The organism is Oribacterium sp. oral taxon 078 str. F0263 (genome assembly GCF_000469565.1).
In the GTDB taxonomy this organism is placed as follows: domain Bacteria; phylum Bacillota; class Clostridia; order Lachnospirales; family Lachnospiraceae; genus Oribacterium.
Genome location: NZ_KI273122.1, coordinates 254,360 through 278,714, shown reverse-complemented (window position 1 = coordinate 278,714; position 24,355 = coordinate 254,360). Strand labels below are relative to the sequence as shown.

At 56.0% G+C, this 24,355-nt stretch carries 23 protein-coding genes; all 23 read right to left on the bottom strand.

Annotated features, from left to right (window positions below; genetic code table 11):
- Positions 1-138: 138 nt before the first annotated feature.
- Entirely contained in the window at positions 139-1,584 is a 1,446-nt protein-coding gene (locus HMPREF1986_RS08520; RefSeq protein ID WP_021774425.1) for a TrkH family potassium uptake protein, read from the bottom strand.
- Positions 1,585-1,602: 18 nt separating this feature from the next.
- Positions 1,603-2,964: a Trk system potassium transporter TrkA gene (gene trkA, locus HMPREF1986_RS08515; RefSeq protein ID WP_021774424.1), complete on the bottom strand. Its 1,362-nt coding sequence runs from the start codon at positions 2,962-2,964 to the stop codon at positions 1,603-1,605.
- Entirely contained in the window at positions 2,961-3,521 is a 561-nt protein-coding gene (locus tag HMPREF1986_RS08510; protein WP_021774423.1) for a Holliday junction resolvase RecU, read from the bottom strand. The genes trkA and HMPREF1986_RS08510 overlap by 4 nt, the downstream gene beginning before the upstream one ends.
- Complete coding sequence (gene trpS, locus HMPREF1986_RS08505) at positions 3,494-4,639, bottom strand: tryptophan--tRNA ligase (protein ID WP_021774422.1); 1,146 nt, start codon at positions 4,637-4,639, stop codon at positions 3,494-3,496. Before trpS ends, HMPREF1986_RS08510 begins: the two co-directional genes overlap by 28 nt.
- 187 nt (positions 4,640-4,826) lie before the next feature.
- Positions 4,827-5,183 carry a YraN family protein gene (locus tag HMPREF1986_RS08500; protein ID WP_021774421.1) on the bottom strand — a complete coding sequence of 119 codons (357 nt, stop codon included), beginning with the start codon at positions 5,181-5,183 and terminating at the stop codon, positions 4,827-4,829.
- A complete protein-coding gene (locus HMPREF1986_RS08495; protein ID WP_051273914.1) occupies positions 5,158-5,829 on the bottom strand; it encodes a ribonuclease HII in 672 nt (223 codons plus the stop codon). The genes HMPREF1986_RS08500 and HMPREF1986_RS08495 overlap by 26 nt, the downstream gene beginning before the upstream one ends.
- 34 nt (positions 5,830-5,863) lie before the next feature.
- Positions 5,864-6,745 carry a ribosome biogenesis GTPase YlqF gene (gene ylqF, locus HMPREF1986_RS08490; protein WP_021774419.1) on the bottom strand — a complete coding sequence of 294 codons (882 nt, stop codon included), beginning with the start codon at positions 6,743-6,745 and terminating at the stop codon, positions 5,864-5,866.
- 50 nt (positions 6,746-6,795) lie between these two features.
- Positions 6,796-7,326, bottom strand: a complete 531-nt coding sequence (gene lepB / locus HMPREF1986_RS08485; RefSeq protein ID WP_036600001.1) for a signal peptidase I — start codon at positions 7,324-7,326, stop codon at positions 6,796-6,798.
- Between the two features lie 413 nt (positions 7,327-7,739).
- A complete protein-coding gene (rplS, locus tag HMPREF1986_RS08480; protein ID WP_021774417.1) occupies positions 7,740-8,090 on the bottom strand; it encodes a 50S ribosomal protein L19 in 351 nt (116 codons plus the stop codon).
- Positions 8,091-8,209: 119 nt separating this feature from the next.
- Positions 8,210-8,935 carry a tRNA (guanosine(37)-N1)-methyltransferase TrmD gene (gene trmD, locus HMPREF1986_RS08475; protein WP_021774416.1) on the bottom strand — a complete coding sequence of 242 codons (726 nt, stop codon included), beginning with the start codon at positions 8,933-8,935 and terminating at the stop codon, positions 8,210-8,212.
- Entirely contained in the window at positions 8,932-9,468 is a 537-nt protein-coding gene (gene rimM / locus HMPREF1986_RS08470) for a ribosome maturation factor RimM (protein WP_021774415.1), read from the bottom strand. Before rimM ends, trmD begins: the two co-directional genes overlap by 4 nt.
- Before the next feature lie 163 nt (positions 9,469-9,631).
- A complete protein-coding gene (locus tag HMPREF1986_RS08465) occupies positions 9,632-9,859 on the bottom strand; it encodes a KH domain-containing protein (protein WP_009214726.1) in 228 nt (75 codons plus the stop codon).
- A gap of 34 nt (positions 9,860-9,893) precedes the next feature.
- Positions 9,894-10,133, bottom strand: a complete 240-nt coding sequence (gene rpsP / locus HMPREF1986_RS08460) for a 30S ribosomal protein S16 (RefSeq protein ID WP_009214727.1) — start codon at positions 10,131-10,133, stop codon at positions 9,894-9,896.
- A 118-nt stretch (positions 10,134-10,251) separates the two neighbouring features.
- Positions 10,252-11,628, bottom strand: coding sequence for a signal recognition particle protein (gene ffh / locus HMPREF1986_RS08455; RefSeq protein ID WP_021774412.1), 1,377 nt, complete (start codon positions 11,626-11,628; stop codon positions 10,252-10,254).
- Positions 11,618-11,932 (bottom strand): transcriptional regulator, encoded by a 315-nt coding sequence (locus HMPREF1986_RS08450; protein ID WP_009214730.1) that lies wholly within the window; start codon positions 11,930-11,932, stop codon positions 11,618-11,620. Before HMPREF1986_RS08450 ends, ffh begins: the two co-directional genes overlap by 11 nt.
- 117 nt (positions 11,933-12,049) lie before the next feature.
- Positions 12,050-12,925, bottom strand: coding sequence for a signal recognition particle-docking protein FtsY (gene ftsY / locus HMPREF1986_RS08445; protein WP_021774411.1), 876 nt, complete (start codon positions 12,923-12,925; stop codon positions 12,050-12,052).
- 2 nt (positions 12,926-12,927) lie between these two features.
- Positions 12,928-16,212 carry a chromosome segregation protein SMC gene (gene smc, locus HMPREF1986_RS08440; protein ID WP_036599852.1) on the bottom strand — a complete coding sequence of 1,095 codons (3,285 nt, stop codon included), beginning with the start codon at positions 16,210-16,212 and terminating at the stop codon, positions 12,928-12,930.
- On the bottom strand, positions 16,193-16,897 hold the full coding sequence (rnc, locus tag HMPREF1986_RS08435; protein ID WP_009214733.1) for a ribonuclease III: 705 nt from the start codon (positions 16,895-16,897) through the stop codon (positions 16,193-16,195). The genes smc and rnc overlap by 20 nt, the downstream gene beginning before the upstream one ends.
- The gene (acpP, locus tag HMPREF1986_RS08430; protein WP_009214734.1) at positions 16,890-17,135 is read right to left on the bottom strand and encodes an acyl carrier protein; all 246 of its coding nucleotides are present in this window, start codon (positions 17,133-17,135) and stop codon (positions 16,890-16,892) included. The genes rnc and acpP overlap by 8 nt, the downstream gene beginning before the upstream one ends.
- A 3-nt stretch (positions 17,136-17,138) precedes the next feature.
- Positions 17,139-18,182: a phosphate acyltransferase PlsX gene (gene plsX / locus HMPREF1986_RS08425; protein ID WP_036599998.1), complete on the bottom strand. Its 1,044-nt coding sequence runs from the start codon at positions 18,180-18,182 to the stop codon at positions 17,139-17,141.
- Between the two features lie 284 nt (positions 18,183-18,466).
- Positions 18,467-20,563 (bottom strand): elongation factor G, encoded by a 2,097-nt coding sequence (locus HMPREF1986_RS08420; RefSeq protein ID WP_036599850.1) that lies wholly within the window; start codon positions 20,561-20,563, stop codon positions 18,467-18,469.
- A gap of 108 nt (positions 20,564-20,671) precedes the next feature.
- Positions 20,672-22,393 carry an ABC transporter ATP-binding protein gene (locus tag HMPREF1986_RS08415; RefSeq protein WP_021774407.1) on the bottom strand — a complete coding sequence of 574 codons (1,722 nt, stop codon included), beginning with the start codon at positions 22,391-22,393 and terminating at the stop codon, positions 20,672-20,674.
- Positions 22,390-24,138, bottom strand: a complete 1,749-nt coding sequence (locus HMPREF1986_RS08410; protein ID WP_021774406.1) for an ABC transporter ATP-binding protein — start codon at positions 24,136-24,138, stop codon at positions 22,390-22,392. Before HMPREF1986_RS08410 ends, HMPREF1986_RS08415 begins: the two co-directional genes overlap by 4 nt.
- Between the last annotated feature and the right edge of the window lie 217 nt (positions 24,139-24,355).

Sequence of the window (24,355 nt, the reverse complement as noted above, 5' to 3'; positions counted from 1 at the left end):
TGTTTTTCGACATATCTATTCGTTAAACAAGAGTTTAGCGAATAGATGTGGGTCTGCTCCCCCGCGTTCTCTTTCCCTTTTCAGACATGGCTGTTCTCATTAAATACCATCTTATCCTATCGTTTCTATGCCGATTCTTCAATTCGTCTTCCTCCAGGTTCTGTGTGAAAACAGGATCAGCATGGGCAGGATCTCCAGCCGGCCCGCCAGCATGTCAAAGATCATGACGAGCTTCGAGAAATCCGAGTAGGCGGAAAAATTCCTCACAGGGCCCACCATGCCAAGCCCCGGACCGATATTGTTGAAGGTTGCGGCGACCGCGGAGAAATTCGTCGTGAAATCGAAGCCGTCGAAGGAAAGGAGAAAGACCGAGCTCATGAAGAGGAAGCAATAGAGAATCAGATAGCAGTTCACCGATCGGACAATGGGGTGATCCAGACTCTTCCCCTCCAGCCGTATCCTTCTCACAGCCTCCGGGTGTATGATGAGGTGCATTTCCTTCCCGATCTCCTTCCCCATGATGATGAGCCTCGAGACCTTTATCCCTCCCCCGGTGGATCCCGCGCAGGCTCCGCAGATCATGAGAAAAAGGAGAAGCATCTGGCAGGGCGCGGGCCAGAGATTAAAGTCCAGACTGGAAAAGCCCGTCGTCGTGATGATGGACCCCACGGTGAAGAAGGAATGATGCAGAGCGTAGAGGAAGTCCCCTCCGCATTGCCGGAGGATCTGGAAGGCGATGAACAGCGTGGAGAAGGCGATGATGAGAAGGTAATATCTCGCCTCCTCCGAGTGGAGGGAATCCCGGAATCTCCTCTTCTGCATGAGATAATAGACATTGAAGTTCACGCCGAAGAGGATCATGAAGATCGTGATGCAGAACTGACTCAGCATGCTGTAGTCCGCCATGCCGCTGTTTCGAACCGCGAAGCCGCCGGTCCCCGCTGTTCCGAAGCCGATGCAGAGCGAATCGAAGAGGGGCATTCCCGTCAAAAGGAAGACCGCGATCATCAGGACCGTCAGGGCGAGGTAGATCTTATAGAGAGCCTTCGCGCTGTCCGCGACTCTCGGGACCATCTTGCTCACATCGGGGCCCGGAGACTCGGCCTTCATGATCATCAGATTATAGCCGCCCCCCAGTGGGAGGATGGTGAGCACCAGCACGAGGACTCCCATTCCGCCGATCCAGTGGGAGAAGGAGCGCCAGAAAAGGAGCCCCTTCCCGAGGAGCTCCACATCCCCGAGGATGGAGGATCCCGTCGTCGTAAAGCCGGAAACGATCTCAAAGACCGCATCCACATAGCGCGGGATTCTTCCGCTCAGAAAAAAAGGGAGCGCGCCGACCAGGGAGAGGACGATCCAGCAGCCCGCGACGGCTACAAAGCCCTCTCTGGCATAAAAGGCGGTCTTCCGCGGCTTTTTAAAGCCGAGTACGGTCCCGAAAATCCCTGATAGGAGGGCGACCAGGAGGATGGGAACAGCACTTTGCTCCCGGTAGATGAGTGAGATAAGGAGAGGAAGGAGCAAAGACAGCGCCTCGATCTTCAGAACCCACGCGAGAATATAGACTATCATTCCGAAATTCATCGAAAGCTCTTCTCCTTGCTATGCCAGAATATCCTTTAAGTCGTTGAAGCCGGTATTGGTGGTCACGATGATGACGCGGTCTCCGGGAAGCATATAATCCGATCCGCCGGGGGTGATGACCTTGTGGTTTCGGATGATGCCCCCCACCAGGACGTTTGGCTTAAAGCGAAGCTCCGAGAAGCTTCTCCGGATGAGCGCCCTGTCCTCTCCCACCTTAAACTCCAGGGCCTCGGCCTTCCCGTCCGCGATCCGGTAGAGCGTCTCGACATTGGAGCCGAGGGAATTCTTTAAAGCCCTGACATACTGGATGATGGATTCCGCGACGATCTGCTTTGGGTAGATCACGGAGCCCAGGTTCATCTCGCTGGTCACATTTTCAAAGGCGATGCGGTTGATCTTCGTGATGAGTCTCGCATCGGAGAGCTTCCCCGCGTAGAGAGAAAGCATGATATTTTCCTCGTCAAAGCCGGTCAGGGAGCAAAAGGCGTCGGTCGTCTCAATGCCCTCCCGAAGGAGAAGCTCCTGATCCACGCCGTCTCCGTTGATGATGGTCGCGGCGGGCAGGGCGTCGGAGAGATAATCGCAGCGCTCCCGGTTCGACTCGATGATTTTCAGCTTCATCCGGAGCCTGGATTCCTCGACATATTTTGCGATATAATAGCTGATTCTTCCCCCTCCGACGATCATGCAGTCTCGGACCGGCTCGTATTTGATGCCGATCTTCTGGAAGAAGGGGGTGATATCTCCGGGGTCTGCGATGAAGTTGATCTCATCCCCCCCGAAGATCTCGTCGTCTCCGCCGGGAATCCGGACCTCCTCTCCCCTTCGGATGGCGCAGATCAATACATTCACGCCAATCTTCTCCGGGAGATCCCGAAGCTTCAGCCCGCAGAGGAGACTCCCTCCCGGGATCTTCGTCCGGATCAGGTCGAGGCGTCCGCGGGAGAAGCTGTCGATCTTCATGGCGGAGGGAAAGCGGAGCAGCCTCTCCGCCTCCTTCGCCGCCGCCATCTCCGGATTGATGACCATCGCGAGATTGAGCTCATCCCGAAGGTATCCGATTTCATTCGTATACTGGGGGTCCCGGATCCTCGCGATGGTGCTGCAGTTTCCCTTCTTTTTCGCGATCAGGCAGCAGAGCATGTTGATCTCATCGGAGCTTGTAGCGGCGATCAGAACATCCGCATTCTGTATGCCCGCCTCGCTCTGCGTCTGAAGCATGGCTCCGTTTCCGTGGATTCCCATGACATCGATGGACTCCACGGCATGCCGCAGCGCCTTTTCATTGTTATCAATAATGGTCAGGTCATGCCCCTCCCGGTTCAGCTGATCCGCCAGGGTGAGCCCCACCTTGCCGCATCCGACGACAATGATATTCATGCCTTCTGCTCCTCTTCTCTCTCCCTGTCCCGCCGCAGAAGGTCCTCCTTGAGCGGCTCCAGAAAATGGATGAACATGTCCTTGTGGGCGCGGATCCGGTAGCTCCTGTCGATCTCCTCGTAGCGAAAGCTCTTCCGCCCCCCCTCCTCTCTCCTCTTCCAGAAACGATAAATGTCCCGGAACGGGACATAGTAGCATTCCTGCATTTTGGTAAAGGAAAGCACAATGAAGCTGACGCCGCCCTGTGACTCGAAGTCCCGCATAAAGAGGACCTGATGCGGATGAAGATTTCGAAGGGAAAAGGATTTCTCCGCACATTCCTTCGCGTCAAAGCAGACCGGAATTCCCTGGACGACACCGATGTAGTCCACGGTGGACTTTTGATTAAAGTAAGCCAGATTGATCTGGTGCAGCCCCTTGTCCATGCTGATCGGGGTGATGGGAGTCGGAACCTTCTGGACGAGCGCAAGATGCTTCTCCCGGTAGCTCTCCACCGTGAGATTGATCAGCTCCTCAAGCTGAGAGCCCCTCAGCCCTCTTGAGTTCCATGTACCCATGCTTCCCAGTCCTTCACAATGGAGCGGTCCTCGAAATAATCGATTCTCATCGCGGAGCGGACCTCGGACAGAGTCTTCTCCGTGCGTTCCGCCGCGCGCTTTGTCCCATCGCGGAGAATCTCATAGACCTCCGGAATGCGCTTCTCCCAGTCCGCTCTCTTCCTCCGGATCGGAGAAAGCAGCTCCTCCAGAACCTTTAAGAGGAATTTCTTGCACTTGACGTCTCCCAGTCCGCCCTTTCGGTAGTGCTCCTCCATCTCCTTGAGGCAGCTGTATTCCGGAAGATATTCCGAAAACGCATCCTTCCCGGAGAAGGCCTCGAGATAGGTAAAGACGGCATTTCCCTCGACATGCCCGGGGTCATTGATATTGATGTGCTCCGGGTCGGTATACATGCTCATGACCTTCGTCTTCACGGTCTTTTCATCGTCTGAGAGATAGATTCCGTTCCCGAGGGACTTCGACATCTTCGCTCTCCCGTCTGTCCCGGGGAGACGCCTCCGGCTCTCATTTTCCGGGAGGAGGATATCCGGCTCGACCAGAATATCCCTGTGGTAGGTCTGATTGAAGCGGCGCACGATCTCTCTCGTCTGCTCGAGCATCGGAAGCTGATCCTCCCCTACGGGCACGGTGGTCGCCTTGAAGGCGGTGATATCCGCAGCCTGCGAGACAGGATAGGTGAAAAAGCCCGCCGGGAGCCCGGCCTCATTCTCGTTTCCATTTTCTCCGGCGCTGAAGCCCCGGAGCTTCATCTCCGATTTCACGGTGGGATTTCTGCTCAGCCGCTGCGTCGTCACGAGATTCATATAGTAGAAGCTGAGGGAGTGAAGAGCGGGAAGGGCCGATTGGATGCAGATCGTGGAGAGCTCCGGATCGATTCCGACGGAGAGGTAGTCCAGCGTCACCTCTATGATATTGTCCCGGATCTTTTTCGGATTGTCCCAGTTGTCGGTCAGCGCCTGATCATCCGCGATGAGGATATTGATCTCATCGAATTTCCCGGAATTCTGAAGCTCTACCCTTCTCTGAAGGGAACCCACGTAGTGCCCAAGATGAAGCTTCCCCGTCGGACGGTCTCCCGTGAGAATCACCTTTCTGCCCGCATCCTTTGCTTCCATTTTTCCATCCTCCCAATCTCTAATCCGCCGTCAAAATTTGAGTCCCGCCCGGCTCTTCCGATCATTCGCCGATCTTTAGTGCGGGACTCCGCCCTCCTCTTTTCTTTGCAAAATCCGGAGAAACACGGATTCCGGGCACAGAAAGTCCGGATATCAGAAGACCTAAGCTCTATCCGCTCTTTTCCTCCTAGAACGCATTTCTGTAATGCCTTAATTCTCCCTCGTCAATACTTATAATATCAAATCGACAGGGAGTATCCCAGAGGGAGAGCTGATTTTGCAAAAGATAATGCTCCGCGACTCTTCGGATCCTCTCCTGCTTCCTTCGGTCCACCGCCTGGAAGCCATAGCCCTTCTCCGAGCGGCTCCTCGCCTTCACCTCGATAAAGACAAGGCAGTCCCCCTCCTTTGCGATGAGGTCGATCTCATTTCGGTGAAAGCGATAATTTTTCGACAGGATAAGAAAGCCCTGGGAACGGAGATAATCCGCGGAGAGCGACTCGTAGCGCTGCCCCTTCTCATGATTTTTCTTCTTGTCCTCCATCTCCCGGATCCCGTCCTCCCGCGTCTCTCTCCTCTTCCTCCCGCGCCCTTTCGAAAAGCTTTTTAACGAAGCTTCTCCTGTGGATACGGCACAGGCCCTTCGACAGGATTTTTTCCCGGTGGAGAGCGGTGCCGTAGCCCTTATGCCTTGCGAAGCCGTAGCCCGGAAATTCTCTGTCATAGCGAAGCATCAGACGGTCCCTGATCACCTTCGCGATCACGCTGGCCGCCGCGATGGACAGGGACTTGGAGTCCCCCCGTATGATCGGAAGCTGGGGAATCTCGATGCCCGGGATCGTGACGGCATCATTTAGGAGAAGCTCAGGAGGGCGCCCGAGCTTGGAAGATACAGAGAGGATCGAAAGCCGCATCGCCTCATAGCTTGCATTCAGGATATTGATCTCATCGATCCTCTTCTCCCCCACGATGCCGACGCCAAAGGCGAGCGCCTTCTTTGTGATCTCCGGAAACAGGAGCTCTCTTTTCTTCTCGCTGAGCTTCTTGGAGTCATTGAGATAAAGAATCAGGGCATCCTTTGGGAGCACGCAGCAGGCCGCCACAACGGGTCCTGCGAGCGGCCCCCTCCCCGCCTCATCCACTCCTCCGATCAGGGAGAGGCCGGGGTACTGCTCCTCGTAAAAACGCATTTTCCGGAGACGGAGAAGCTCCTTCTCCAGACGCTCATTCCCCCGCTCTCTCACAGCCCTCTCCCTCCGATGATCCGTGCTCCAGCGTGATCCTTCCCAGGCGCCCGGAGCGAAAATCATCCAAAATGATGCGGGCCGTCCTCTCGTAGTCCGCCTCTCCCCCCTTTTTCACACAGCCCCTCTTCCTCGCGATCTCCGAAAAGGCGGGAAGCGCCTCCCGGACCGACATAAGCCCCTCCCCGTATCTTTCGGGGAGACTGTCCGGGTAGTAGCGGATCAGGTACTTGAGAAGATAGAAGACAAGCTCTGACAGATTCAGAATCTCATCGTTGACGGAGCCGATCAGGGCCAGGTTCAGCCCGACAATCTCCCGCTCGAATTTCGGCCAGGTGATGCCCGGTGTGTCCAGAAGCTGCAGGCGCCGGTTCACCTTGATCCATTGATTTCCCCTCGTGACACCGGGGCGGTTTCCCGTCCTCGCCATAGCCTTTCCGACATAGCTGTTGATGAAGGTCGATTTCCCCGCGTTCGGGATGCCGAGCACCATGGCCCGTATCACCGGTGTGAGGATCCCCCGCTTTTGATTTCGCTCGATGATCGGGGCACAGGCCTTCTCGATCAGAGGATTCAGTTTCTTTAAACCGGCGCGCTCTCTCGCATCAATCTCCATACTGTAAAAGCCTCTCTTCCGAAAGGCCTCGGAAAAGGCGCGGTTTTGTACGGGGTCCGCGAGATCTGCCTTGTTCAAAAGCATGATCCGGGCCTTGTCCTTTGCGAAGCTGTCAATATCCGGATTCCTGGAGGACTCCGGACAGCGCGCATCCAAAATCTCGATCACGAGCTCAACAAGCTGCAGGTCGTTTCGGATATTCCGCTTCGCCTTCGCCATATGGCCGGGATACCACTGAATATTCATTGAGAGCCCTCCTTTCGTCAGCGCTGCGATAGGGATATGCCGCTTCCCTCCTAGCGCGGAAGAGGTCCGAACTTTCGGAAGGGAAGGAGGCGGAACCATACCCTTCCGCTGATCTGAGATCTCTTGACATTTCCGACATTCTGGAAACGGCTGTCCTCGGAGGAATCCGCATTGTCCCCGATCAGGAAATACTCATCCTGCTGGAGCTCTACCGGATTTGCCGCGATGCCGGGCAGGGCAATATTGGAGACTCTCTGCTTATCCAGAAGCTTTCCGTCGATATAGACGGAGCCATTTTGGATCGTGACGGTCTCCCCGGGAAGTCCGACCACCCGCTTGACATTCTCCGCGCTCCCGCCGCGCTGAAAGATCACGATGTCCATCCGGCGGGGGGCAAAGAAACGGTAGCTGAGTATGTCCACTAAAACGATATCTCCGGCGGAGATTCCGGGCTCCATGCTGTGCCCGGAGATCGTGGTCTGTGAGAGGAAGCTGTGGACCACAAGCCAGGCCAGACTGATCATGACGATGACATCCATCAGAAAACGGACCCACTTTCGGATCGGATTTTTCTCCTTCATCGCTTCCGTCTCTCCTCTCTTCGTTTTCCCGGAATGCAGACAGCTCGGACCGCCGTCTCCGGACATAGTTCAAATTCCGCCCTGCTGCTTTGGCTGCCTGGGCGCAGGCCGTCTGCCGCCCCGGCGTAGCGATTTGGTCCTTCAAAATCGCTTATGCGGCCGCTGGCCGCGGCAGTCGGAGCGAGAGCGTCCTGTGCCGGGCGGACAAACGGCAGATCGGGCGGCAGTACTTCATGACGAAGATAAGTCTCTCGCGGTATTCCCGTCAAATATCCAAATGCTCGCGCAAGCGAGCTTGCCTCGCATTTGGCTGCTTGACGGGACTGATACACTTATACAGCAAGAATGGGCGCTCCCGCTGACAGGAGCACCCATTCGCTTGTCTGTTTCCGGTCTCCGCTTTGATTCCGGCCTCAGTTTGCCGCCTTGACCTTCGCCGCTTTTCCGACTCGATCCCGAAGGTAGTTGAGCTTAGCTCTCCTGACCTTACCCCGGCGGACGACCTCGACCCTCTCAACGAACGGGCTGTGAATCGGCCAGGTCTTTTCGACCCCGACACCGTTGGAAGACTTCCTGACGGTGAAGGTTCTTCTGTTGGAGCCGCCCTGGACCTTTAAGACAGTCCCCTCAAAAATCTGTGTTCTCTCCCGGCTTCCCTCTCGGATCTTATTGTAGACCTTGACGGTGTCCCCGGTGCGAAAAAGCGGAAGCTCCGCCTTTTTCTGTCCATCCTCGATCCCCTTGATGATCTCATACGCTGTCATGCTGATACCTCCCTGAAACTAACTATGATGTTCATACGCGATCCTGGCGCCAGCGGAACATCAAACGTTTAACTTAGAAATTTTATCATAATCCGAAAGGAAACACAAGCCTTTTCAGACTATTCGGCCCCCTCCAGCGCCTCCTCCGGGTGAGAGCGGATATAGGCCTCATAGAGCTCCGGACGGCGCTCTTTGGTCCGAAGCAGGCTCTGCCTCTGCCTCCAGCAATCGACCTTTTTATGATCCCCCGAGAGCAGGATCTCCGGGACCTTCTTTCCCTCATAGATCTCCGGCCGGGTATACTGGGGATACTCCAGGAGACCGTTGGAGAAGCTCTCGATCTCATGGGAGGCTTCTTTATTTAAGACACCGGAGACAAGGCGTGAGATCGCATCGATCATGACGAGTGCGGGAAGCTCTCCCCCGGTAAGGACATAGTCTCCGATCGAGATATTCTCCGTGTGCAAAAGCTCCAGCGCCCGCTCATCCACCCCCTCGTAGTGACCGCAGAGAAAGACGAGCTCTTCCTCCTTTGCGAGTTCCTCTGCGAGCCTTTGGTCAAAGCATCTCCCCTGGGGGGAGAGATGGAGCACCCTGGGGATTCCGCCGCAGTGCTCCAGGATCGCGAGAAAGCAGTCATGGATCGGCTGTACCTGCATCAGCATCCCGGCTCCGCCCCCGTAAGGGGCATCATCCACATGCCGATGCGGGTCCTTCGTATAATCCCGGATGTCGAAGGCCTTGACAGAGATCTTTTCATCCCGGATCGCCCGGCCCGTGATGGAAAAAGAGGCGGCGTTTTCGATCATTTCCGGGAAAAGCGTCATCACATAGTAGCTTTTCATAGATCCAGCAGGCCCTCCAGAAGATGGATGCGAAGATAACCCTCCTCCGGCTTTTTTTCCAGCACGCAGTTTTCCGAATTCGGGATGAGGAGCTCCTTTCCTCCCTCCCTCTCCACGGAAAAAACATAGTTGGCGCCTGTCTCCAGGATGGAGCGGATTTTCCCGAGCTCCTCTCCGTCCTCTGTGAGGACGCGAAGTCCGATGTAATCCCCCAGGAAGTATTCGCCCTCGGCGAGCGCGACGGCATCCGCGCGGTCGATCCAGAGCTCGGAGCCCCGGAGATTCTCCGCATCCTCGATCCGGTCGATGCCCGAAAGCTTTAAAAGGACGAGTTCCTTTTGGAAGCGGACGGATTCCACGGAAAACTCCCGTTCCGTCTCATCCTCTCTCCGAAGGCCCCGCGCTTTTTTCCGAAGTCTCAGCTTCTTCAGCTCCAGAAAACGCTTCGGATCGTCTGTCGTCGGGATCACTTTGAGCTCTCCCTTCAGTCCGTGGGTCGCCGATATCATCCCGACTCTGAGCTCCTGAAGCATCTCTCTCCTTCCTCCCTAAAGCGAGTAAAGCCCGGCATCGCTCTGCCCGCGCTTCGGACTGCCGCCCTTTTACCTTTGTCTGCCTTCGCAGAGCCCGGCTGTCCTTTGTCCGGTCTTTACTTTGAGCAGGAGCCCTCTTTCCCGGGCGAAAACGGCGGCAGAGCTATTTGATGTCGACCGATATCCGAAGATCCGCCTTGGACGCCGCGGCATTCATGACAGAACGGATCGCCTTTGCGATACGCCCCGAGCGGCCGATCACCTTCCCCATGTCCTGCTCATTGACAGAGAGCGTCAGAACGAGTTCTCCGTCCCTCTCCTCCTCTGTGGCATGGACATCCTCCGGAAACTGGACGAGGGCTCTCGCAATCGTCTCAAGCAATTCCTTCATCTTAAACTCCAATCACTGCATCCATCCGCTTTTCTTAGAGGCCGACCTTTTTCAGGAGTCTCGCAACGGTCTCTGTGGGCTGTGCGCCGTTTTCAATCCACTTCTTCGCCTTAGCCGCGTCGAGCTTTAAAACGGTCGGCTCCTTCGTCGGATCATAGATGCCGAGCTCCTCGATGAATCTTCCGTTTCTGGGGCTTCTGGAATCCGCGACGATGACTCTGTAATAAGGTGCGTGAATCTGTCCCATTCTTCTCAATCTGATCTTGACTGCCATTTCTTTTCTCCTTTTCCTTTTCTGTGGATTTCTGTGATTTTTAAATTACGGCGCTGCGCAGGGGAATCCTCTGCCTCAGGGAGAATCCCCGGGCGGATGGAATGAGCCGCCGGGTATCCTAGAACGGAAATTTTCCTCCGCCCCGCATGCCCCCGAGAGCGCCCATACCGGGGAAGCCGCCCCTTCCGCCCCTCATATTTCCGCCGAGCTGCTTCATCATCTTCTGCATCTGCTCGAACTGCTTTACAAGGCGGTTGACCTCCGAGATGTCGACTCCGGCTCCCTTTGCGATCCGCTTTTTCCTCGAGGGATTCATGAGCTTCGGGTTGGCTCTTTCCTTGAGCGTCATCGACTGGATGATGCTCTTCACCCTCCCCATCTGCTTCTCGGATTCCTCGAGATCGAGGCCCTGCATCGCCTTGTTCATGCCGGGGAGGAGCTTCAGGATCCCGCCGAGTCCGCCGAGCTTCTTCAGCTGATTCATCTGATCCATGAAGTCGTCGTAGTTGAACTGGCCCTTGGAAAGCTTCCGGACGGACTCCCGTGCCTTCTTCTCGTCCATCTCGCCCTGCGCCTTCTCGATGAGAGAGAGCACATCCCCCATGCCGAGGATGCGGCCGGCCATGCGGTCCGGATAGAACTGCTCGAGGTCGGAGAGCTTCTCCCCCATACCGAGATAAAGGATCGGCTTTCCGCACATCGCCCGGATGGACAGAGCCGCTCCCCCGCGGGTATCTCCGTCGCACTTTGTGAGGATTACGCCGTCGATCCCCACCTTCTCCGAGAAGCTTTCCGCCACATTGACAGCCTCCTGTCCGGTCATGGCGTCGACGGTCAGGATGCTCCAGTCGACCCGGACGGCCTTTTTGATATCCTGGAGCTCCTTCATCAGCCTCTCATCGATCTGGAGCCGCCCCGCGGTGTCGATAATCACGAGATTCTGCCCCTGCTCCTTCGCATATTCCAGGGAGCGCCTCGCGATTTCGACAGGACTCAGCTTATCGCCCAGCGAGAAAAAGGGGACCTCCTGCTTTTCCGCGTTGACGCGGAGCTGGTCGATGGCGGCGGGGCGGTAGACATCGCAGGCGACGAGCAGCGGCTTTCTGTGCTGCTTTTTGAATTTGCCGGCGAGCTTTGCGGCGCTCGTCGTCTTTCCGGCTCCCTGGAGTCCCACCATCATGATGACGCTGATCTCGCTCTGGGGGCGAAGCCGGATCTCGGTCGTCTCGGAGCCCATCATTTCCGTGAGCTCTTCGTTTACGATCTTTACGACCATCTGCGCCGGAGTGAGGGAATGCATGACATCCTCCCCGACGGCTTTTTCCTTGACCTTCGCGGTGAAGTCCTTCACGAGTTTGAAATTGACGTCTGCCTCGAGAAGGGCCATGCGGATCTCGCGAAGCGCCGCATTGACATCGTCCTCCGTGAGTCTCCCCTTCCCGGAAAGTCCGGAGAAAATATTGCTCAGCCGATCTGTCAGATTCTCAAATGCCATCGATGATCTCCCTTGCAAGTGCCTCTATCTTCGGGTCGCGGCACTGCTCCCGGATCGAAAGCGCAAGGCCCCGTATCCGAAGCAGCTTCTCCTGGAGCCTCAGTATCTCCTCAAAGGACTGCAGCTTCCTGTCCGCCCTCCGAAAAAGCTCCTGTGCCGCCTGCCGACTGATCGACAGCTCCTCTCCGATTTCAGAGAAGCTCATATCGTCTACGACATGGTATTCATAGACCCTTCGCGGGTTTTCCTTCAAAAGTCCGCCGTAGAGCTCGTAGAGATTTCCCTTCCTCACAAAATCTTCCATCCTCGCCCTCCGCCCGAAAAACGGGAAGTCCGAAGTCCCGCGGAAGCTATCCTAGCAAATCAAAAAGCAGCTGTCAAGGAAAAATCCTGGCAGCTGCTCCGCATTCCCGGGCGAGTGCTATTGCTTTTCGAAGAGGGAATCCACATAGCTTCCCGCGTCAAAGCGGTGCAGATCCTTCGCCCTCTCGCCGGAACCGATATATTTCACCGGGATGCCGAGCTCGGACTGGACGGAGAGCGCGACTCCGCCCCGGGCGCTGCCGTCCATCTTCGTCAGAATGATCCCCGTCACCTGGCTGGTCTCCTGAAAGACCCGCGCCTGACTCAGCGCGTTCTGTCCGGTGGTGGCATCCAAAACGACCAGAGTCTCCCGGAAGCCCTCCGCAAATTCACGGTCGATGATCCGATTGATCTTTCCCAGCTCCTGCATGAGGTTTTTCTTATTATGGAGTCTCCCGGCGGTGTCGATGATGAGGATATCCGCATTTTTTGCCTTGAAGGACTGGAGAGCGTCAAAGACGACCGCCGCGGGGTCAGAGCCCTCCCTCTGCCGGATGACGTCCACTCCGACCCTCTTCCCCCATTCCACGAGCTGTTCGATCGCACCCGCGCGGAAGGTGTCCGCCGCGGCGAGGATGACCTTTTTCCCCATGGACTTAAAATGCTCCGCGAGCTTCCCGATGGAGGTCGTCTTTCCGACGCCGTTTACGCCGATCACGGAGATGATGCTCTTCTGCCTCTCGAACTCATAGTAGCTCTCGTCTGTCCGCATTAGCTCATAGAGATAATCCTTCAGGATCTTCCGGACATCCTTCGTCAGATTGCAGCCCTTCCGCTTCGCCTCCCGGCGCACCGCATCGATGATCCGAAGCGCCGCGTCGGCTCCGACATCGCTCATGATCATCGCATCCTCCAGCTCCTCATAGAAGCTGTCGTCCGCGACCTCACTGGACGAAAAGATATTGTTCAATAATTTGGAAAAAAAATTCGCCATACTTACTCCTCCAGCTGGTCCTGCACAAGGTCCACGGATACCAGGGTCGATACCCCCTTCTCCTGCATGGTGATGCCAAAGAGGCGGTCGGCCCGCTCCATCGTCCCCCTTCTATGGGTGATGACAATGAACTGGGTCTTGTCCGTGAGACGGTTCAGGTACTCCGCAAAGCGGATGACATTGGAATCGTCCAGTGCAGCCTCGATCTCATCCAGGAGACAGAAGGGGGAGGGCTTCAGACTTTGCAGGGCAAAAAGGAGAGATATGGCAGTGAGAGCCTTCTCTCCCCCGGAGAGCTGCATCATGTTCTGGAGCTTCTTCCCCGGCGGCTCCGCGATGACATTGATCCCCGCCGTAAGGACATCCGGGTCCTCCGGATCCAGCGAGAGCTTCCCCTGTCCTCCCCCGAAAAGCACGCGGAAGACCTCGTCGAATTTGAGCTGGATCTTCGAGAAGTTCTCCCGAAACTGCCTGCGCATCCCGCTGTCCAGATCGCGGATGATCTTTGTGAGGCTCTCCTCCGAGCTCACAAGATCCTGATACTGTCTGTCCAGAAAGCTGTGGCGCTCGGAGATCTCCTTGTACTGTCCGATCGCATCGAGATTGACGGAACCGAGGCCCCGGATTCCGGATTTCAGGCGGTTCACTCCGGCCCGAAGCTCCTTTGTGTCGGAAAGCTCCGGGGAGTAGCGCTCCTTCGCGCCCTGGTAGCTCAGATCATATTCCTCGAGCATATAGCTTGTCAGGCTCTCAATCCGCTGCTCCTGCTTCTCTCTCTTATTCTGGACGCGGAGCGCTTCCTTTTCCATGAGAAGCAGGCGTTCGGACAGGGCATCCTTCCTGCCAAAGAAGCTGCTCCGTTCCGAGAGGATCTCCTCCTTTCTCTGCTCGGAAAGAGAGAGCTCCTTCTCTAAAAGAAGCTTCTTTTTCTCCGTATTCTCGATGAGAGAGCAAAGCTCTTCGATCCTTTCCTCCCTTTCCCTGGCCTTCCTTCCGAAGCTCTCCTCCGAATCCTCGAGCCCTGCTCTCTCTTCGAACAGTCTCCCGAGCTGATCGCTCAGTCGATTCAGATTCTCCGTCACAAGATCCGTCCTCGCGGAAAGAGTGCTGTATTCTGTGTTGATCTCCGAAGCGATGCCAAGAGAGCTTGTGTTTCTCTCAAGCTCCAGTCTGCGAAGCTCCTCCTCCAGATGGAGAAGTCTCTCCCCGCTTTGACGGAGCTTCTCCTGAGAATGAGTCCTTTTCTCTGAGAGCCTCGAGAGCTCCTCCTCCGTCTGCTTCAGTCTTTCCGAGAGCTCGGAGAGCTCCCTCCTCCGTCCAACGAGGTTGGAACTATTCCGGTAGGCCCCTCCGGAGATGGCGCCCCCCGGATTTAAGAGCTCCCCCTCCAACGTGACGATACGGATGCTCTGATGATATTTCCTCGCGATCGAAAGCGCGTTCTCCATCCGATCCACGATGAGGATCCGTCCCAGGAGGTAGTCCAGAAGCCCCCGGTAGCGATCCTCAGAATGGACGAGCTCGCTTCCGAGTCCGAGCGCGCCCTTTTCCTCCCTTGCCCTTAAGCAATTTTCATCCCTCCTGCTCCGAAGATTCGGAAGGGGGAGAAAGGTCGCCCTCCCGAGACGGTTTTTCTTCAGGTAATCGACCATCTCCTTCGCTGTGGCCTCATCTCCTGTCACAATATTCTGGAGGGCTCCGGCGAGCGCGGTCTCCACCGCGGTCTCGTACTGCCCCGGGACATCCAGAAGCTCCGATACCACACCGAGAATGCCGGGACAGGTCTTTCTTCTTTCCATGACGGATTTTACCGCGTGCCCGTAGCCCTCATAGCGCTCTGCGAGATTTCGGAGAAGCTCGAGCTGATTTTTCTCCCGATCCCTCTCCCGGATCTTGTCCTGAAGGAGGCTCTGTCCCTCCTCGAATTGCCTTCGAAGCTCTGCCTCCTCTCCTTTCTTCTCCCTTCGCTCCGCTTCGAGAGCTTCCTGCCTTTTGGTGAGCTCCTCAAGTTCTCTTTGCTTTTCCTCAAGCTTATGGAGGAAAGCATCGGACTTTCCGGGGAGCGCCTTCTCCGCCTCCCGGATCGGGCGCTCTTCGAGAGAATAGTCTGCTCCCATACAGGAGCTGACGACGGATCTCGCCCCCTTGAGACTTGCATCGATCAGACTGAGATCCAGCTCGATATTCTCCGGCTCCGCTTCCTTTCCGCAGCTCTCCCGGATAAAGGCAATCTGCTTTCGGATAAAAAGAAGCACGGAGACGGCGTCTTCAATCCCCGCAATTCTCTCGAATTCCTCCTTCTTCAGCGCGGCGATTCTCTCCCTGAAATGGCTCTTTTCGCTTTCTCCGCTCCTCATCTGCTCCCGCAGCAGTTCGACCTGACCGAGGAGCTCCGTTTTCAAAAGCTCCGACTTTGAGAGCTCACTTCGGCCCTTTGCGAGCACTTCCTCCAGCTCTCTTTGCTTTTCCTCGATCTCTTTATATTTTTTCGCAAGCTCCTCGGATTCCGCCCGGACGGAGGCGAGCTCTGCCTGCACATTCTCCTCGTTCTCCGAGGAATCCGCGAGCTCCTTCGATGCGGCATCCATTTCCCGAAGAAATAGATTTGCCTCATAGAGAATCAGCTGATCTCTCAAAGAGAGATACTGCTTCGCCTGCTCGGACTGCTTCCGGAGCGGCTCCATCTGACGGCCAAGCTCGTTCAGGATGTCTGTAACCCGCTGGAGATTCAGCTGCTCCTCCCCGAGCTTTCGCTCCGCGACATCCTTCCTTCTCTTATATTTTACGATCCCGACCGCCTCGTCGAAAAGGGCCCTCCTCTCCTCGGCTCTCCCGGAGAGAATCTTGTCGATCTGCCCCTGGCCGATGATGGAGTAGCCCTCCTTCCCGATCCCGGTATCATAGAAAAGCTCATTGATATCCTTCAGGCGGCAGTCCGTTCCATTCAAAAGATATTCGGACTCCCCGGAGCGGTAGATCCGCCTCGTCACCGTGAGCTCATCATAGTCCAGATTCAGCGCGTGGTCGGCGTTGTCGAGCGTGATGCTGACATAGGCGTAGCTCTGGGGCTTCCTCTTCTGTGTGCCGGAGAAGATGACATCCTGCATGGAGGCTCCCCGGAGCTGCTTGATCTTCTGCTCTCCCAGTACCCAGCGAACGGCATCGGAGATATTGGATTTTCCGGAACCGTTCGGTCCTACGATCCCGGTGACGCCGCGGGAAAAGTCCAGCTCCGTCTTATTGGCAAAGGACTTAAAGCCCTGAATCTCAATGGATTTTAAATACATATCCGCTCTCCGCCTTGATCTTTAGTAAAGCCTGGTACGCCGCCGCCTGCTCCGCCTTTTTCTTGGAGGAGCCTTCGCCTCTTCCGTATTCTTTCTCCTCGATAAGCGCGGAAACCCGGTAGAAGCGTTCGTGGCAGGGACCGCTCTCCTCCAGGAGAGCATAGCGAAGAGAAAGGCGCTGCTTGGAGACATACTCCTGAAGCATCGTCTTTGCGTCCCGATAAAGGCTCTTGTTCTCGATGTCGGAGAGCACCAGTCTTTTGATAAAGCACTGCGCTGCGGAGAAGCCGCCGTCCAGATAGATCGCGCCGATCACGGCCTCGAAGGCATCGGAGAGCACGGAATCCCGAAGCTGAATTCCCTCCCGGCCCTCTCCCCTCCCTAAGACAAGATAGTCTCCCAGGGAGAGCTTCCTCGCGGCCTCCGCAAGCGTCGGTTCACAGACAAGCGCGGCCCGGAGCTTCGTCATGACGCCCTCCTGGATCACCGGCACTCTATGGTAAAGGAAGTCACTTGCGGCCAGCTCCAGCACCGCGTCTCCCAGAAATTCCAGCCGCTGATTGGACGCCTCCTTCGGATCTCCCTGTTCATTGGAATAGGAGGGATGCGTGAGAGCATGGAGAAGAAGTTCGCGGTCTCGGAAGGAATAGGCTAATTTTTCTTCCAAAAGAGAAAGCCTATCCATCCACCTCTCCCGTCGCTTTCCGGATCGCTTCTGCGGCCTCTCCGACGGTCCGGATCTTCTCCGCGGCGTCCTCCGGGATCTCGATTCCGAACTCCTCCTCGATTGCCATTACGATCTGCACAACATCCAGAGAATCCGCCCCGAGATCCTCGACGAAGCGGCTTTCCATATGAATCTCCGTTTCCGTTCCGAGATTCATCTCCTTCTGAATGATCTTCTTCAGCTTTTCCAGTTCCATCCTTTATCCTTTCTCCTCTTCCCGATCCGGGAGCGCCTCTTCGCTCTTCTCCGCCAAAAGACTTCTCTCGATCTTCCCAACGATATCCCTTCGGCAAAAGTCCGCGCATTGTCTGACAGCGTGCTTTAGCTCCGTACCATCCGTGTTGCCGTGCACCTTTACGACGAGCCCCTTCAGTCCGAGAATCGGCGCGCCGCCGTAGCGCTTTGCATCGAATTTAGAAAGCCCCTTTTTCAGGCTTTTCCGGATTAAGGCTGCACCGAGCAAGGTGATGGGACCGCTTTGCCTGAGGCAATCCTTTATTTCCGTGAGGAGCATCTTTCCGACCCCCTCATACATCTTTAAGACGACATTCCCGACGAAGGCGTCTGCGACAACGACATCGCAGCTTCCCTCCACGATATCCCTTGCCTCGACAGAGCCCTGAAAATTGAGCTCCTCATCCGCCCTGAGAAGAGGCATCGCCTCCTTCACCAGTCTATCTCCCTTCTCCTCCTCCGCGCCGATATTCACAAGTCCGACCGAAGGCCTCTCGATGCCGAGCATCTCCCGAAGATAAATGCTTCCCATCTTCGCAAACTGCAAAAGCCATTCCGGACTCGCGTCCACATTGGCCCCGCAGTCCGTGAGGAGACAGACCCCTCTCCTGGTCGGAATCAGCGCGGCGAGGGGCGGCCGGTAAATGCCGCGGATCCTCCCGACGATCAGCTGGGCTCCCGCAAGGATTGCCCCGGAGGATCCGGCGGAGATCAGCGCATCCGCCTTTCCCTCCTTTACAAACTGCATCCCTTTCACAATGGAGGAATCCTTCTTTCTCCGGATCGCAAGCACCGGAGACTCGTGAAGAGAGATCACATCCTCCGCATTGACAAGCTCCACCCGCTCCCTGTCGAAGGAATACTGCGAAAGCAAAGCGGAAATCCTCTCCTTCGGTCCGAAAAGGAAAAGCTTCGTGTCCTCCGTCTCTCCGAGGGACTCGACGGCCCCCTTTACGATGGCCTCCGGAGACTCATCTCCCCCCATCGCATCGATCGCAACTTTGATCATAAAAAACTCCCATGCCAAAATGCCCGGCATCCATAAACATAAGCTTTTGTAAGACTCGGCTTCGCCCGGCCGCCCGGCCGCTTTGTCTGCCTGGGCGCGGGCCGTCTGCCATCCAAATGCTCCTGCAAGCAAGCTTGCTTCGCATTTGTCTGCTTGACGGAGACTTATACAGTACTATAGTAAATTCCAAAGAAGCCGTCAACCGTCCTTATTCCGCACAGGGGAGAGGGGCGCGGGTTTCCGCGCCCCTCTCTGTTTCGGAGCTCTGCCAGGGAGGCTTCCGCCTATTCCTGTGCCTTTGCCTCTTCCGCTTCCGCGACAAGCTGGTTCTGAATATCTCCCGGCGTCTGCTCATAGCGCACAAATTCGTACTCGTAGATGCCGCTTCCCCCTGTCATGGAGCGAAGATCGGTATTGTAGCCGTAGAGATTGCTCATCGGAAGCTCCGCCTCGATGCACTGCTTTCCGCCGTGCAGGGCATTCATGCCGAGCACTCTTCCGCGCCGCTTCGTGAGATCTCCCATGATATCCCCCGTATTGGAATCCGGGACCGTGACCTTCAAAGACACGATCGGCTCCAGGAGGACTGGCTGCGCCTGCAGGAAGCCATCCTTAAAGGCGAGACTCGCGGCGGTCTTGAAGGCCTGCTCCGAGGAGTCCACCGGATGATAGGAGCCGTCCAGGAGCACTGCCTTCAGTCCGACCACGGGATAACCGGCGAGCGGTCCCTTTTTGCAGGATTCCTGAATCCCCTTCTCGACCGCGGGGAAGTAGTTCTTCGGGACGGAGCCTCCGAAGACCTTCTCCTCAAAGACATAGGCCTTCTCATTGTCCCCGCTGGGGGAGAACTCCATGATGACATCTCCGTACTGCCCGTGTCCTCCGGACTGCTTTTTATAGCGGCCCTGGACCTTCACCGTCTTTTTGATGGTTTCCCGGTAGGCAAAGCGGGGCTTTTCGAGGAGCAGGGCCGCATTATAGCGCTCCCGGATCTTGGACTGAACCACCTCGAGCTGCTGTTCTCCGATGCCGTAGAGAAGGGCCTGGCGATTCTCCGGGTCCGGAGCGGTTCGAAGCGTCCGATCCTCCTCCATCATCCGGGAAAGAGCTGTGGAGATCTTGTCCTCATCGGCCTTGTTTTCCGCGCGATAAGCCATATAGGTATAGGGTGTCGGGAAATGCGGGCCGTGGTAGAGGACAGGGGCATTTCTCACCGCAATGCTGTCTCCCGTTTCCGTGACGCTGAGCTTTGCGACGGCACCGATATCCCCCGCGGGGAGCTCGGGGACCTCGATGGCCTCGCTTCCCCGGAGGATGTAGAGCTTTCCGACCTTTTCCATGCTCTCCCGGTTTACATTGTAGATCTCAGAGCTCTGGCGGAGCGTCCCGGTGCAGATCTTCATGAGGCTGTACTTCCCCATGAAGGGATCGACGATGGTCTTGAAGACCTTGGCGCTCAGAGAGGCCTCGGGATTGAACTTCGCGCTGAAGTGCTCCCCGGAGGAGGCGTCCACTCCCACCGTCTCGGATTCGTTTGGAGCCGGGAAATACTTCTCGATGATCTGAAGGAGGACGTTAAAGCCCTGGGCATGGATGCCGGAGCCCATCAGGACGGGGGCAATGCTGCAGGTCCTGACATTCTCCTTCAGCGCATTCTGGATCTCCTCTATCGTAAACTCCTCCCCGGAGAAGTATTTCTCCATATACTCGTCGGAGGTCTCCGCCACCGCCTCCAGGAGGGCGCTTCTTGCGATGCCGAGATTTTTCTGAACATAGTCCGGGATATCGCAGGCCTCGTACTCATTTTTCTTCGTGAAGCGGCGGCCCGCCATCTTTACGACATTGACAAAGCCGACGAATTTCTCGTTCTCGCGGATCGGAAGCTGGAAGGGGGCGACGGAGCGGCCGAAGCGCTTCTCCAGGTCCAGTACAAGCTGACGGAAGGAGGCATGGTCATCATCCATATTTGTGACAAAGAAGAGTCTCGGAAGCTTCTCCCTCTCGCAGAGCTCCCAGGCCTTCACGGTTCCGGGCTCGATGCCGGCCTTGCAGTTTACGACGATGACTGCGGCGTCGGCGGCGGAGACCGCCTCCTCCACCTCACCCACAAAGTCGAAGTATCCCGGGCTGTCCAGGACATTGATCTTGTACTCGCCCTTTTCCCCCTTGTATTCAATCGGAATGAGAGAAGTGGAGATCGAGAACTTCCGCCTCTTCTCCTCCTTCTCATAATCGGAAATCGTATTTCCGTCCGGAACGGTTCCCATTCTCTGGATCGTCCCCGTCACATAGGCGAGAGCCTCCGCGACTGTGGTCTTTCCCGCCCCGCCGTGGCCCAAGAGAATCACATTCCGAATGCTTCCGGTGTCATAAACCTTCATATCCTCTTTCCCTCCTGTCGTCGAGCTCATTAAACTATGCCTATTGTACTAAAACAGATAGGAGAATACAAGATTTATATGGCGTATTTATACGCTTTGGGGGCTTTTCTAATAGCGGAAGCTCTCCGCAAGCGCGGCATTTTCCACAAGCTTTTGATAGCTCCTGGAGCTCTTTAAGAGTTCCTCATGGCTTCCCTCCGCCTCCGTCCTTCCCTCTTCGATGACCACGATCTTGTCCACGTTTTCGACGGATTTCAGGCGGTGAGAGATGATGAGCACTGTTCTCCCCCGGATCAGGCTGTTCAGGCTCTCCTGGATCTTTTCCTCGTTTTCCACATCGAGAGAGGCTGCGATTTCATCCAGAATGAGGATCGGAGCATTTTTAAGAAAGGCTCTCGCGATCGAGATCCTCTGCCGCTCTCCTCCGGAGAGAGAGGCGCCGTTCTCTCCAATAATGCTGTGAATCCCATCCGGCAGTCTTTCGATGAAGTCCGTGCAGTTTGCGAGGCGGGCGGCCTCCATCACCTCCTCATCCGAGGCGTCCTTCCGTCCGATCCGGATATTTTCCAGGATGGAGCTGTTAAAAAGCGTCACATCCTGAAAGACGATCGAGACCTTCCGAAAGAGGGAGTCCGTGGAGATTTCCCGGATATCCCTTCCGTCGATCCGGATGCTGCCCTTCTCATAGTCATAGAGCCGGGATACCACCCGGAGAATGCTGGTCTTTCCGCAGCCGCTCCGGCCGACCAGGGCTGTCACCTCTCCCTGCCTTGCGGAGAAGGAGACACTTCTCAATACCGGCGTCTCATCATTATAGGAGAAGGCGACCTTTTCCAGATCGATCGTACAGCTTTTCAGCTCGTGCTCCTCTCCCCCCTGGAGCTTCGTCTGCCGTATCGCATCGATTCTCTGCACCCGCGCATTCAGGTAGAAAAGCTCTGCACTGAACATGGAGAGTCCGTCCATCCCCTCTTTTATCTTCATCGCTGCGAGGATATAGCCGATGAGGTAGAGGATACTGATCTCCCCCGAGAGATAAAGAGCGGTTCCCGTCAGGATGACCGCGGGGAGAGCCAGCTGCATGAGAAGTCCCGAGAGCGTCACCGGAACCGCCTGCATCAGCTCCGTTCGGATATGAAGCCGCTCGCTCTCCTCCATCGTCCGGTAGAGCTCGGCTCTTTTTTCCAGGGAAAGCCCCAGACTCCGAAGCTCCTGCTGCATCTCGATCGTCTCCTGGAATTTCTCGGAATTCTCCCTTAATTGTTCATAATATTTCCGCGCGCCGCTGACCTGTATCCCCCGGGAAAGGCGAATCAGGAGAAGATCCGCGAGGACGGGAATAATGACGGCGAGCCCCAGGCGAAAATTCCCCGCGAGAAGGAGGACGGAGACCAAGGGGAAGAAGAGGAAAAATCCGATCGTCCTCGCCATCGCATGGCTCATCGCGTGCTCAATCGCCGTCACATCGCTCATGATCGTCTGCGAAAGATCCGAGAGATCATGCTTTGAAAAGTAGGACAGAGGGAGCTTTGTGAGTCTCTTTGCGATCTCGATCCGAAGATTCGCGCTCTCCCGATAGGTCTCATTGAAGAGGGAGTCATACTCCAATCCGAGCTGAAAGGCCATGAGGAGAAGGACGAGGACAGAGAGAAGCAGGTAGAACGCACTTCCGCGGAGTCCCGTAAAGAGAAGTCCCTGAAGGAAAAGCATTAAAATCATGGCCGGAATCATATTCAGGAGATAGCCGAAAAAGCAGGCAATGCTCGCCCGGATAAGGCCCTCTGCGCCCTGCTCTGTCAGGGCGAATTTATGCTGCAGATACTTTTTCATCCCTCTACCCTCCATTCATTGGCTCTGCCATAGAGCTCCTGCAGCCTCCGGTAACGGCTGTCTTTTGCCATAAGAGCTTCATCACTCCCCCGCTCGATGATCCTTCCCTTTTCCAGCACGAGGATTTCATCGACATTTCGGATGCTGCTCAGCCGGTGGGCGATCATAATGACGGTCCTCCCCTTCATGAGATGGGAAAAAGCCAGCTGTAGCTCATGCTCATTCTCCGGATCCACGGCGGCGCTCGCCTCGTCCAGGATGACAATGCGGCTTTTCTTAAGGATCGCCCTCGCGATGCTGATCCGCTGCTTCTCTCCCCCGGAGAGATAGACACCCTTAGACCCGATCAGAGTGTTCTCCCGCTCCCTGAATTTGTCCAGGATGCTGTCGCAGCCCGCAAGGTGCAGGGCCTCCATAACCTCCTCCCTCTTCGCATCCCGCCTGGCGAGGCTCACATTGTCATAGATGCTCATCTTGAAGAGGCGGGCGTCCTGGAAGACGAAGCTGATATTTTCGGAAAGGGCCCTCTCGGAGTAGCTCTCGATGGGACGTCCTCCGATCCGGATGCATCCGCCGTTTATCTTATAAAAGCCGGAGATCAGCTTCACAATCGTGGATTTCCCGCTCCCCGAGTCCCCTAAGAGGGCATAGATCTTCTTCTCCGGAAGATGGAAGCTCAGCTTCTCAAGCACCGGCCTTCCCTCGAGATAGGAGAAGTCCACCTCCTCAAAGTCGATATCGCAGTGCGGGAAGCTCTCCTCGCTTCCGAAGGAGATCTTGTCCCTTTGCATGGAAGCATAGAGCTCCTCCAGGCGGTTCACGGCGTATTTTCCCTCGAAGGCGTGCTGGGAGACATACATGATCTTCATGATGCTGTTAAAGAGCGTCCCTCCGAGGAAGAAGAGCATGATGAGCTCCGACGCGAGCCTTCCCGCATCGGAAGAGGGGGCGATGAAGAGCGAGATCGGAGGGATCAGGAAGAGGACGAGGCCGAAGAAAATAAGCTGAAAGAGAACGTAGGGCTTTTTGCAGCTCTTCGAATACTCGTAGGCGTAGCGGGCATAGTCCTGAATCGCCCTGCTCAGGCTCTTAAAGGAGTCCAGATCGGCGCCGAAGATCTTGATGACCTGGATTCCCCGCACATATTCCACCGTTTCCGCGCTGAGCTTTTCCAAAGAGCTTTGGTAGATCTCCATGAAGTTCTTATTCCCCATCATGAGATAGAGGAGAAGCAGAGAGAGGAGAAAGACAAGTGTGAGCGTGATCCCAAGTCTTGGGCTGATGAGATAGGCGAGAAAGAGAAGGAGGAGAGGCGTGATGAGAGCGCCCGTATTGTCCGGGATCAGATGCGCTACGATCATATGCGTCTGTGCGGCATTGTCATCGATGATCTTCCGCGTCTTCCCGGAGGGAGTCAGATCGAAGAAGCGGAAGCTCGCATCCGTCAGTCCGTCGATGCCCCTCTTTCGGAGATTGGTCTCCAGGCGAAAGCCGAGCACATGGCTTATAAGCACTGCTGTCACATAGATCAGGGAAGCGAGCGCGAGCATCCCGGCGATGAGAAGGGCCGCGCTCCCCGCCCCGGAGCCGTCCTTTTGAAGGATCAGCCTTTCCAGAAAACGGTTCAGATAAAAATATCCTCCCACGGTAAAGAACGAGGAGAGGGCGGAAAAGAAAAGCGCGAGATAAGCAAGATAGCGCTCCCGCGGCACATAATGCAGCAGCTTCTTATAGACATCAAACATACGATCCCCCGATCCGCCGCAGCCGCGGCAGGCTCCATAGTCGATACAGCTTCCTCATCCGCTGCCTGTCAACACCCAAAATCCGGGGATAATCGAGTACAAAGCAGGAACAAAGGCTTAAGTCCCTGCCGCCTGGCCGAAAAAAGGCCGATAAATAAAAAAGCGATGCCAAAAGACCCCATGGGATAAAACAGAGCGGAGACAAAACGGGGATTCC